The organism is Haloflavibacter putidus (assembly GCF_006546625.1).
In the GTDB taxonomy this organism is placed as follows: Bacteria; Bacteroidota; Bacteroidia; order Flavobacteriales; family Flavobacteriaceae; genus Mesonia; species Mesonia putida.
Map to the genome: position 1 here is coordinate 1 of NZ_VIAR01000014.1, position 12,643 is coordinate 12,643.

Here is a 12,643-nt window from a genome sequence, read left to right on the forward strand (position 1 = left end):
GACCGATGTCCTGGAGAACAAGAGGCGATTCAGATCCTTCAACATTATTGATGACTTTAACAGGGAAGCCTTACATATTGAAGTAGATTTTTCCCTTCCCAGCAACCGTGTGGTCTGGGTGCTAAACCATCTGATAAACCGCAGGAAAAAACCCAAGAAAATAAGGATGGACAATGGTCCCGAGTTTATTGCACAGCTTACGGCAGAATGGAGCAAAATGCATGAAATAGAGTTCCAATATATCCAACCGGGCAAGCCAACACAAAATGCGTTTATAGAGCGTTTTAATGGTTCTTATAGAAGAGGGGTGCTCAATAAATACGTCTTTGAAGATATCGATCAAGTAAGAGAACAAACACAAATATGGATGTACGATTATAATAATCATAGACCTCACGACGCACTAGAAAAAATGTCCCCGGTAGCATATGCAAAAAAATATTCTTCTGGGGCTAGCCCCAGAAGAATAAAAAATAATAACTTTATCGAAGTTTTAGAAAAATGAACAGTTCTAATTAAGGGAAGCTTACAGGACGTTTTGTTTTGGGATTGTCATCTCGACGGTAGGAGAGATCTTTTTTCAGGCGCTGTAGGCTGTAGGCAATAAGCAGTAAGCGAGAAATATTTCTCAGCTGCTTCTGTATCGAAAAGACACAGTAGAATGTTTTGTTTTGGGAGTGTCATCTCGACCTTAGGAGAGATCTCTTCTCCGAGTGTTAATAAGCAGTAAGCGAGAGAGATTTCTCAGTCGTACCTCCATTGAAATGACAGCGGAAAGATTTCTCAGTCATACCTCCATCGAAAAGATAGGTGGTTTAAAGCTTTCTTGCAGCTTTACACTTACAAAAAACCGCATAAAAAAAGCAGGTTGTTTGAACCTGCTTTTTAAAAACTAAATAACTTAATTTTTAATTCTTTATAAACTTTTTCTGTAAAGTTTTACCAACAGATTTGTTAGTGATGCTGAGGTTGTAAACGCCACTTTGTAAATGCGACAAGTTTAAGGCTGAGTTAACTTCGGTAAATGAGTTTTCAAAAACCTTTTGTCCAAGCATATTGTATATAACAAAGTTTGTTTCGCCAGTCCAATTTTGTGGCAATTGAACATTTAGGCTCTCCGCGTCCGTTAAGGGATTGGGATAGATAGTTAGATTAGTGCTTTCAAAACTATCTGTTGCTAAATTTTCTTCACCAAAAACAATAGCAAAACGATCTGGCGCAATGCTGGCGCTTTGCTCATTGTCTACGTTAAATGCTATATGGTTTATACCGTTGTCTAAAACTGTGCTTTCTTCTAAATAGTTGTCTTTTAAATAAGCTTGGTAGCCTAAGTTTCCGTTTACTTCTATTACAAAAGTATATGCTTGTTCGCGGTATTGTTCTAAGGTCAATTGCAATACTTCTTCGCTTTGCGGTAAGCTTCTGTATTCTAAAGCTAAGGTTTTTCCGTTAAGGCTGCGACCAAGATTTTCGTCTAAATTGAAAATCTTTTCTGCATCTCGCATTGTTTTATTATTGTCAAAATTTTCGCTAAAATTAATGCGTAAACCATCTGCCGGACTTTCGTTAGCATCAAAAGCTGTTTGGTTATATAGTTTAAGGTTGATAAACGAATGCATTTGACTACGCATAGTTGTTGTAGGGACTGCAGCTGTGTTTTTATAATTTTCCGTAAAGTTTAAAACGGGAGCGCCTCCAGCTGCCGTAGTTTGGAAAAAGGCCGATTGCATTGGTTGTAAAAACTGATTTGCATCACTACCAACGGGATTTGTAGACGCATCGCTTAAATCTATGGTTACATAAGCGCCACGATCACTGATAGTTGGATCCCAAATTGTGTAATGATTTGTATTTACATTGGTGCTGTTGGCCATTACCTGGGTCATATCTACCGCTGCGTGATACGGATTACTAAACAAGTTATAAGCATTTGCTATAGCGTTAAAGTTGGTATAGGTCTGGTTGCCTTGCAAAATGCTTCCTTTTGCGCGCAATTTTGTGTTAGAAGGCGCAGCAGCGTTGCTGGTAATATCGGTACTTCTATCGCCACGAATCATTAATAAATACGGTGTTGTTACAGCAAGTTGGTTATTTTCGGTATCGGTAATGGTTATCCACTCTTGGTTTAGGTTATCAAACCTAAACATAGAAGGGTTTCCGGAAGGAGTCAGATCCAATCCGTTTGTTTGGTCTGCAGTTGTGCCCGTGATATGTGTTCCGTAACCCGGATTTGGATTATCGTTCCAAGCGTTTGCTCCTTCTTGCCAAGCATCATGAATGCTGGTAGAAGTGTTTACAGAAGAATTTACCAATCTAAATGCTCTTTGGGCAGGGAAACATTGTTCTGTAGTAACATCTCCGTTTATCGTGCCGCCAATTGGGGCTATTTGCGCAGTTTTTGCAGGACTTCCAAAATTGCAACGCATATAAATTTTTCCTGCAGTATTTAGCGTGCCGTTAGTAACATTCAGTACGTTGGTAACATTAATAGTTTCGTTAAGTGCTGCATCTATGGTAAGTCCGTTCGAATTGGAGAGAATTAGGTCTCTAATCTCAAAACCGTTACCAGTTATATTCTGCGCTTGACTGCTAGAAGCAAAGTCTAATTTATTGATTGGGTCCGGAAAATTACCTTCATTAATAAAATCGCCAGTTATAGTAAGTTGGTAGTTATTGGATAAGTCTACATAAGCATTTGGTTGAACCACCAAATCACGAATAGAAAAATTAGTTGATAAAACCGGAAAATTAGGTGCATCTGACACTATTAAAATATTTGCAGAACCATTTCCCGGTGGAACATCAGGACACCAATTAGCAGCATTAGAGGTGTTAGAGCTTACTTCCCCAGTCCAAATATAGTCATTAGAACTGCCATATAAATTAGTAAACGCTAAGGCACCTATAGAATTACCGCCATCTTCTTGAATAGAGAATTCTATAGTAGAATTTGGTCCTAAGTACCCGCGCCAAACATCTGGAGTAGGGGCTCCGCCATCCCAAGTGTTGTCAGAATATTCTACAACGCCATCTATGGTTAAAGCTACATCATCATCGTAGCGCGGAATGTCTATTTGATAGTATCCGCAAGGAAAACCTTCTCTTCTGTAAATAAAGGCGTGATTTTCTGAAGTTACGGCGTTTCCATTGTAACCGGGGGCATCGGAAGGGGCGTTGGTAGAGCCCCAAGTTATATTGGTATTAAAATCTAAAGTGTTTTCTGTATAATAACCAGCATACTGGTTAAAATTTCTGTCGGAAAAAACAGCTACGTGCCAAAGATCGCTTCCAAATACTTCAGGATCCGGAGCCGTTTGTGTCATGTGTATAGCGCCGTAAGACGCTCCCTGTCTTTCCATCCAAACCATTTCTACTTCATCGGTTGGTTGCAATTGGCCGGTCCACGCATTATTATGTACATCACAGCAGCTGGTATGGCTCCAAACTACGGTACCATTTACTAGTAATCTAGCGGAATCGTCGTGACCGTCTGCTCCGTTTCTTCCTCGTATATTAAATGTATACGAACCACTTGCAAAACCTTTACGACGGTAAGAAACCATGTGAAAATCATCGGTTACAGCGCAACCTTGATAGGCGGCATTACTGCTTGCGCTTGGACTATTAGTTGTGCCCCAGTAGTCACGAGAATCAAAATTATTGTTTCCAGAACCGTAGCCCGCATCTATATAGTACCCGCGGTAGGTGCTATAATCAAAATTGTTGGCATTGTAAGTGTTTAGGTTGTAGACATAAGCGGTCCATTGTCCATCAATAAACTCGCCTTCTGTAGGATGCGATGAACCTGTTGGAATGCAAGCTTGTGCGTAACTAAAAGAGATGGAGAAAATACTAAGTATTACTAAATAGAATGTTCTTTTTAAAATCATAATCGATATTTATTTTATGGTTTATCCCTTTTATAGGATAACTTGTAATAATATTAACTGTTGGCATAGATGATTTTTATAAAAAAAACACAACTATGCCTTATTTTATCGGCGTAGCTTCTTATATCCTAAAGCTGTTCCTGCAACTAAACCGGCAACCAATAAACCATCAATAGGTACCGTTGGATTTTCATCGTCTACATCGTCTGGAAAACCAATTTGTGCATAGGCATTTGAAATAAACAAAAGACCAAAAACCACTAAGCCTGTCGAGATTATATTTTTAAAAGATTTTTTCACGTTAAAAATGATTAAGGTTTGATAATTTTTAATGTTTCTTGTATGCCTTCTTCTTTGTTTTTCAGTATCAAATAATATAAACCGCTTGGAAAGTCTAAGTTTCTAACGTGCAACTTGCCGTTTTGATTAGCAGGTTGCTGTATTAAAACTTGCTGTCCTAAAACATTATAAATAGTTATTTGATAAGAGGTGTTGCTTTGCGTTCCTACTTCAATAAATAATTGGTTATCTTGAATAGGGTTTGGATAATAGCTAAGCACCCGTTGCTCTATAGTATCTGTATTTAAATTGTCGTCTCCAAAACGTAGACTAAATCTGTCTAAAGCACCACTGGAAGAAGAACTTGGATCTACTGTAAAGCTAAGTGTGTTTTCTGCATTCTCTAATAAAGTAGAGGTGCCAAGATAATTGTCTTCCAAATAAACTTCTTTTTCTATGTTAGAAATATTGATTTGAATTATATACGAATTGGTTCGGTATTGACTAATCTGTAAAGGCAATATTTCTCCAACTTCCGGAAGTTGACGTTTTTCTATACTAAGTAAATTACCGGTTTCGTTACGGGATAAATTTTCATCTTGGTTAAATAATTTAGGTGCATCTTGAAAATCTACAGCATTGGTGTAATTTTCAGAAAAGTTTACTTTCAATCTGTCTGAATAAGAAGCGCCATTGGTAAAGGCTTCTTCTGTAAAGAGATAAAGTCGAATATTTTTATTAGTAACATCGGTAATAGCAGAATTAGATCGGAATACATCACTTCCTGCTTCGTCTGTATTCTTATAGTCTTCTTGAAACTTTATTACGGGTTGAACATTTTGGTTACCGGTAACAAAAAATGCGGCTTGCATAGGTTGTAAAAAACGGTTTGCTTCTGTTGTTCCCTGCGTACCATTAGGTAGTATTTCCGTAGATAAATTGTCTACATCTATTGCTACATAAGCGCCACGTCCTCCAGGTTGACCTGGTGTTGGCGTTCCGCCTAAAGTAGGATCAAAAATATAAAAATACCTTCCTGCATTAGTAGTTGCCGGGTCGTTTAGAACTTCAAGCATATCTACAGCAGCCGGATATGGATTGCCAAAAGCATTAAAATCTCCTTCTACATTGCTAAAGCCTGTATTAAAAGTCTGGTCGCCACTAAGAATAGTACCGGTAGCTCTAATTTTTGTATTGGTTGGGGTAGCAGCGTTAGAAGTTACGTCTATAGCTCTGCTACCGCGTACCATAAGTAAATAGGGCTCGGCAGCTTGCAAGCTGTTAGTTAGCGTGTTGTTAACTGCATCCCATTGTTGGGTGCTATTATCAAAACGGAATAAAGAAGGGTTGCCGCTTGGAGTAGCATCAAAACCGTTGTTTCCATTTATTGAACCGGTAATGTGGGTGCCGTAACCATTGTTTGGATTAAGATTATCTGTAGGTTGTACCCCAGTGTTGTGCACACCTTCCTGCCAATTTGTGTTTATACTGGTACTAGTTGTAACCGGGGACGCGAGCAATCTAAAAGCTCTTCTGGCAGGGAAGCATTGCTCTGTAGTTACTTTTCCGTTGATGGTTCCGTTAGATAAATTGGCTATTTGAGCCATTTCCTGCACAGGTCCTGTAAAATCGCATTGTAAAGTAAGGTTGTCGTTCGTGTTCAAAACACCGCCTTGGTTTACCTCTACCAACTTTTGGACATAAAAAGTTTCTTGGGTAGCCAGATTTATATTTGCGCCCGCAGGATTGGAAATAATAAAGTTGCCAACATTCATTGTATTTCCTGTAAGTTGCTGTGCGCTATCACCAGATAGGCTTAAAATACCATCGCTTGCATTAAATATTCCTTGATTATTTAAATCGTCACTTAAATTTAAGTTTACGTTAGCATCTAGAGTCAATTCAGCACTGTTTACAATAGTAACACACTTTACGGAAGCATCATTTTCTAACAAAGCAGGCAAACCGTTGTTAATTACTAGTTTTCGTTGTGCATCTTCTATTCCCGGAGCACCATTTGAACCGGTACCATATAAAAACTGACTACCATCCCAGGTTATGGGTTGTAAATTATTTATTCTAAAGGTAAAATAGTCTCCGTTGCTAAAATTAACGTTACTAAAACTAACAGTTTCACAAGCATTGGTAACTGAAGAAATTACGGTTGGCGAGGTGAAATTTTCATTATCATCAATCAATAATTCTATGTCTGTATATGCATTGTTTGGAATGTTAAGAGAAGATAGCGCGAGCTCCAAATCAAGCGAGCCAAGATTTCCTATCTTGCCTACACGCCAAATAGCATTTAGTTTTAGATTATCTTCCGCTGTTGCATTACAGTTTAGATCATTTAAATTTAACTTACTATATTCTTTGGTATTAGAGACGATAAAAAGGTATTTTCCTGTGCTAAAATTACTTGGATTTGATAATCTTACAATACCAGTACCAAATTGCGAATCTGTTTTGTTGGTTAATTCTAAACCGGCAATTACAGCTACTAAATCGTGGTCAAAATTTCCTGCTGCAGTAGTATTAAATATATTAATGTATGCGGTAGTTAAATTAATATCGTACTTAGATGCTAAGTAGTTTTGGAGCAATAATATTTCTTCAGAATTTAAAGCGTAATCATGAATGATAAACTCTGCCATTTTTCCGTCAAAATAATTATTGCTGGCGCTGCTTCCATTTAGAATTATACTGTCTGGGTTGCCGCCAATATTTATGTTACCAGAATGTGCATATAACAATCCCACACCAGAAACGCTACCAATGGTATCGCCGTTTAGATACATCGTAAAATCGCCATCTGTTGCGGAAGTTCCGTTGTACGTAAAGGTTAGTACATAACGTTCATTGGGTACAATAGGGGCAGAAATTTGCTTATTGTTCCAATTGTCTCCGGCTCCATCTGAATTTGGTATATTATAGCCACCAACGTATAAATTATTGTTTTCTATAAATACGTGTAAATTCCTTTGGTTTCCTCCCTCTTCGTATAAAACTTGTGTAGTTGCTACATCTAAAGAAGTTTCGAAAGCTACGCTAAAGCTGCGTTGGGAAAAAGGCCCACCAACGTTTAGGTTTATATTATTTGGAATCTCTAAATTATCGTCTATTCCATCAAACTGTATAGCAGGATAGGTGTTGAATTGGTTTTCTAAAAATAAAGGTTGTCTTGAAGTCGAAGTTTGGTTTGCATTATTTGGGTCGTCACCTTCATTTTCCCAGTTGGCTACATTGCTGTTGTTAGCAAGATTTGAATTCTCTGCTCGCCACCAAAATTTTGTATTAGATAGTGTGCTAAGTCCTGCGGGTAGTTCTCTGCTAATTGGTGTAGCCGATGGCAGTAAAAACTTAATATAGTTGCCATCTGCAACGTTTACGTTATCAAAAGTTATTGTACTTCCGTTTACGCTACTAACGTTAAAAAGAGTTGTAGAACCGGTTGTAAAATTACTAGTAGAAGATACTTCTAGTTGAACATCATCAAAGGGTGTGTTGCTGTAATTAAAACTGTCTATATCGAGTCTAAAGGTTGTATTGTTAAAAGAACCGTTTTTAGAAACCCGCCAAGTAGATTCTGTACGGTACAAATTGGTTGCGTTACTACTGCATCCTACAGGAGCAGGAGATAGGTTTGTATTAGAAAGTTGATTACTAGCTATAATTAAGAAATTGCCATCGTTTAGGGTGTTGTTCTGTATTGCGACAATGCCGGTTCCTATAGAAGAAGTTAAATAAGAATCTAAATTATCATTACGACCTATTCCTACAGAATGAAAATCAAAATCACCTTCCGTAGCTGTATCATAAGAATTACGATCGCTTCCCGCGGATATTGCTACGGCATATTTGGAAGATAAATAGTTTTCTAAAGTAATTCGCTCAGAAACATTTAAAGCCTTGGCATAAACTGCCATCTCGGAAATTAAGCCGGTAAAATGAAACTTTTCACTGCCACTATTATTACCATCGTGATAATAACTATCAGCAACCTGTGCCCCAATCACCGCATTATTATGATTATATAATTGCCCAATGTTATTTGCACTTCCTATAGCAACTCCGTTTACAAACGCAGATAATGTACCTGTTTTTGCAGCGTTTCCGTCAAATCTAAAAACGAGAATATAATTGGTGTTTGTTGTTATACTTGTAGAAGCAGAAACATATCCCCACGGGCTATCACTACCATCACTATTTTGTAAGTTATAACCGCCAAAATATAGCATGCCGTTATCTATATAGATATTTAGACCACGTATACTTCCTCCCTCTTCGTAAACAACCTGTCTAGTATTTATATCTCCCCCGGTTGTTATAGCTAGAGCAAAAGTTCGTTTTGAAAATGGCCCGCCATCGTTTAAAAGTCCGGAATCCCCAATTTCTAAATAATCGTTTCCACCGAAAGCTATTGCAGGCAAAGCGTTTACTTGACTATCTAAGAAAACGGGTCTTTTACCAGCAGTGTTTTGAGTAGCATTTAAGATGCTACCGCCAATATTTGTCCAAGAATTTATAGCAGTATTATTGCTAGCAGATGCTAATTGGTCTGCAGCAAACCAAAAAGGGTTATTAGCACTAGTGCCAACCCCGCCAGGACCTTCTTGTGCGCTAAGGTGCGCGCTAAAAGAAGTAAAAATAAGTAATAGAATTGGTAGAAAAGTAGTTTTTTTCATGCAGATAGATGCTTTTGGAATTATATAAATACCTAGAATTCTTATTTCTTTAATTTTTTATAACCTAAGGCTGTTCCGGCAACTAAACCGGCCAGCAATAAACTGTCAATGGGAGCTGCAGGATTTTCGTCATCTACATCGTCATTTCCTCCGGGGAAGCCAGGTTGCGCGTAAGCATTAGAGATAAACAAAAGGCCAAAAACCACTAAGGCTGTCGAGATTGTATTTTTAAAAGATCTTTTCACGTTAAATATATTTAAGGTTTTATAATTTTTATAGTTTCTTGGGTTTTGGTAGTAGCATTGTGCAATACTAAATAATAGATACCGCTAGGGAAGTCTAAGCCGTTAACCTGCAATTTCCCATTTTGAGATTCAAGCGTCTTGGCTAGCACCGTTTGGCCTAGTACATTGTATATTTTTACGGAATAATTAGTATCTGCTTGTCTTCCCAATTCAATAAAAAGCTGGTTATTTTTGATTGGATTAGGATAATAAGAGCGTATAGTCTTTTCAAGATTATCAGTTGCCAAATCGTTGTTTGTAAAACGCAAGCTAAAACGGTCTGTAGCTGTGCTTAATGCATTACCGTCTACTTGAAAACTAATGCTGTTACCACCGGCATTTAATAAAGTAGTGCTTTCTAAATAATTGTCTTCCAAATATACCGGTATATCTAGATTGGAAACGTTAATATGTAGTACATAGTTTTCGTTGCGATATTGGTTAATGTCTAAAGCCAAAACTTCACCTTCTGTTGGGAGGAAACGTTTTTCCATTCCTAGTAAAATGCCATTTTCTGCGCGAGAAAGATTTTCATCTAAATTAGATAATTTTGGCGCGTCTTTATACGTAATGGCATTATCAAAATTAGAAGAAAAATTAATCTTTAAACGATCAGAATAAGAATATCCGTTATCGAAAGCTTCTTCCGTAAAGAGGTATAATTGAATATTTTTAGCTATGGAAGTTGTATTAGTAGTTTCTGAACGAAACACTGAAGTTCCAGCTTGATTGACGTTTTTATAACTTTCTTTAAATTGTATTGCCGGTTGTATATTCTGATTGGCCGTTACAAAAAATGCAGCTTGCATAGGTTGTAAAAACCGATTTGCTTCTGATGTTCCACCAGTGCCATTTGGTAGTATTTCGGTAGATAAATCGTCTACATCTATTATCACATAAGCACCACGGCCACCAGGTTCACCTACGGTTGGATTTCCACCTAAAGTAGGATCGTAAATATAAAAGTGTCTTCCCGCGTTTTTGGTGTTTGGGTCGTTTAATACCTTGCGCATATCTACTGCTGCAGCATACGGATTTCCAAATGCATTAAAATCTCCTTGTGTAACGCTAAAATTGGAAGTAAAGGCTTTATCACCTTGCACAATTGTTCCTTTTGCTCTTATTTTTGTATTGGTTGGTGCAGCAGCGTTAGAAGTCACATTTATAGCCCGGCTTCCTCTTACCATTAACAAATACGGTTCCCCTGCAGTTAATGTATTAGCAAGCGTATTGGTAATCGCTGTCCAATTTTGTGTAGGGTTATCAAATTGAAATAAAGAAGGATTTCCGCTTGGTGTGGCGTCCAAACCGTTATTGCCGGTAGTAGAGCCCGTTATATGCGTGCCGTAGCCATTATTTGGGTTTTGGAAATCACTATCTGTTGTGCCGGTATTATTAGAGCCTTCTTGCCAGTTTGCATTGATGCTGGTAGTAGTTGTTACCGGAGAACTTACCATTCTGAATGCCCGTCTAGCGGGAAAACATTGCTCGGTTGTAATTTTACCTGAAACAACACCGGTAACTGGCGCTACTTGTCCCATTGTTAGGGTAGCAAAATCACAGGTTAACGTAATTTGATCATTGGTAGACAATGTACCTTCTTTTACTTGAAGTACTTCGCTTATTTTTAAAGCTTGTAAAACATCTAATCCAAAAGAGTTTTCCAGCGTTAAATTAGCTAATTCGCCGTTAGCAATTAGATTATTCTGAATAGTTTGCGTGGCAATGCCGGTAAAATATAAAGTAGAACCGGGAGCATCTCCAAAAATTTGCGCGCCGCCATTGGGGTTGAAACTTATGTCGCCGCTAATGTTAAATAAAAAACCATTTAAATCTAAGCTGCTGCCAATTTGTAAAGTAAAATTTTTAGCTCCGGTGTTAGAATTTAACTGAGGGTAATTGGTTGCGCCGGTAGGAATGATAACATCAAAGTTCGCATTGGGTACTTCGTTATTAGACCAATTTCCAGGCTTGTCCCAATCGGTATCAATATTACCTGTCCAGACTGCAGAAGTACAATTGGGACCAGTAATTGTTGTCGTAATTGCTGGTTCTAAGCTAGTACTTTCAAAAATTATTTTATGGTCACCGCCAACTTCAAAACTTAAATCATCAAAAACAACTTGTCCATTGGAGTCGGTTTGTTTTGTAGTTGTGCCAAGTAAAACTCCGGCACCTGTATAAATAGATGCGCTAACACTATAACCGCTTTGCTGAATTGCAAAACCATTAAAATCTTGCAGTTCTAAAGAAATATTCGAATTTAAAACGCCATTACAGTCGGCATTGCTAGCAGAACTTAGAATTTCTAATTTACTGGCTACGCTAATTGCTTCTTCATTATAGGCTAAAAAAGCTGGATCAGATGTCCCGCCTGAGGTATATACTATAGCTGCCGCGTTTTGATAGTTTGTATTGGTAATGCCCATTGTAGATAATTCTGCTGCAAAAAACCTAATATTTCTACTCGTGTTATGAAGCCCGGAATTAGTTTGGGTACTGTTAAAATTATAATAGTCTGCAGTCCAAGACGCAAGCGGCGGATTTGCAGAAGTATTCATCTGAATGGTTATTTCGTTACCGACCGTATTTCCAGAGCCGTCTACGAATTTAATTTTATCTATATTATTACCGGAAGGAGTAGCAATATTAGAAATTACGATATCTGGCGTTCCGTCTCCAATTTTACTTTGCGTAATGCCGTTAGAACTTAATTGAAAAGTAGAAGTCGTACCTGGATCTATATTGGCTATTCCGGTACCCAGATCTAAACCTCTTGGGCCGTCTGTAAGAAAATATGCAGCTTCTGAACCATCTGTAATTGCAGGAAACGGATTTTGATTACCATTATCCACACCGTTGTCTATACCATCATAAATCTGACCTAAACCTATGTAGGCGCTGGAAGAATTGATGTTTGCCAATTCTGCCAGAGGTAAAGCCCGGTAATTTTCAGCAATAAAACTAACGCCTTGATTGGTTAAAATAGCATCGTTAACGCCCGTGGAATATGTATTTCCGTTGTATTCAAAACCTAATAAATGATGTGAATTTATCGGTTTTACTGAATTGATGTTGCCTTGAAAGGAAGACCAGTAGCCTTGATAATCTGTGTAAATTCCGGTTACCTGAGCTTTAAGCCCAATACAAGTGAAAATCGATAAAAGAATTAATACATAGTATTTTTTCATATTTACGCAATTTAATGTACTTCTATACCGTACAGTCTAACAAATTTAAAGTCAATAGTTTGCTCAATAGGTCGAGTTCTACTATTTTAGTTAAAGTGTAGAAAAAAATCGATGAAATGCACTCAATATCGTTTAAAGGTGGTTGAATTTATGTAATTACGAGCAATTTATGTTAAAATTTATGATTTTCACGTGTTAGAGGTAGGTTTTGCGGATTTTTAGTTAATAATATTAATAAAAAATAATAAGTTGTGTAGGGTCATTGTTTATTTAACGTCTCTATGTAAAAAAAGTTGGAGTACTATAAAAGTAAC

6 protein-coding genes are annotated in these 12,643 nt (G+C 37.6%); 1 reads left to right on the top strand and 5 read right to left on the bottom strand.

What is annotated here, in order from left to right; all coding sequences use genetic code 11:
- A partial coding sequence (locus tag FKR84_RS11895) for an integrase core domain-containing protein (protein WP_141422540.1) occupies window positions 1–505 on the top strand: 505 nt, incomplete at its 5' end.
- Between the two features lie 403 nt (window positions 506–908).
- Here FKR84_RS11895 and FKR84_RS11900 read toward each other — a convergent pair.
- The 5 genes from FKR84_RS11900 to FKR84_RS11920 form a co-directional block, all read right to left on the bottom strand.
- Window positions 909–3,890: a T9SS type A sorting domain-containing protein gene (locus FKR84_RS11900; RefSeq protein WP_141422541.1), complete on the bottom strand. Its 2,982-nt coding sequence runs from the start codon at window positions 3,888–3,890 to the stop codon at window positions 909–911.
- Window positions 3,891–3,995: 105 nt separating this feature from the next.
- Window positions 3,996–4,190, bottom strand: coding sequence for a PID-CTERM protein-sorting domain-containing protein (locus FKR84_RS11905; protein WP_141422542.1), 195 nt, complete (start codon window positions 4,188–4,190; stop codon window positions 3,996–3,998).
- 11 nt (window positions 4,191–4,201) lie between these two features.
- Window positions 4,202–8,854, bottom strand: coding sequence for a LamG-like jellyroll fold domain-containing protein (locus tag FKR84_RS11910; protein WP_141422543.1), 4,653 nt, complete (start codon window positions 8,852–8,854; stop codon window positions 4,202–4,204).
- Window positions 8,855–8,895: 41 nt separating this feature from the next.
- Window positions 8,896–9,099, bottom strand: coding sequence for a hypothetical protein (locus tag FKR84_RS11915; protein ID WP_141422544.1), 204 nt, complete (start codon window positions 9,097–9,099; stop codon window positions 8,896–8,898).
- An 11-nt stretch (window positions 9,100–9,110) separates the two neighbouring features.
- Complete coding sequence (locus tag FKR84_RS11920; RefSeq protein WP_141422545.1) at window positions 9,111–12,329, bottom strand: T9SS type A sorting domain-containing protein; 3,219 nt, start codon at window positions 12,327–12,329, stop codon at window positions 9,111–9,113.
- Window positions 12,330–12,643: the final 314 nt, after the last annotated feature.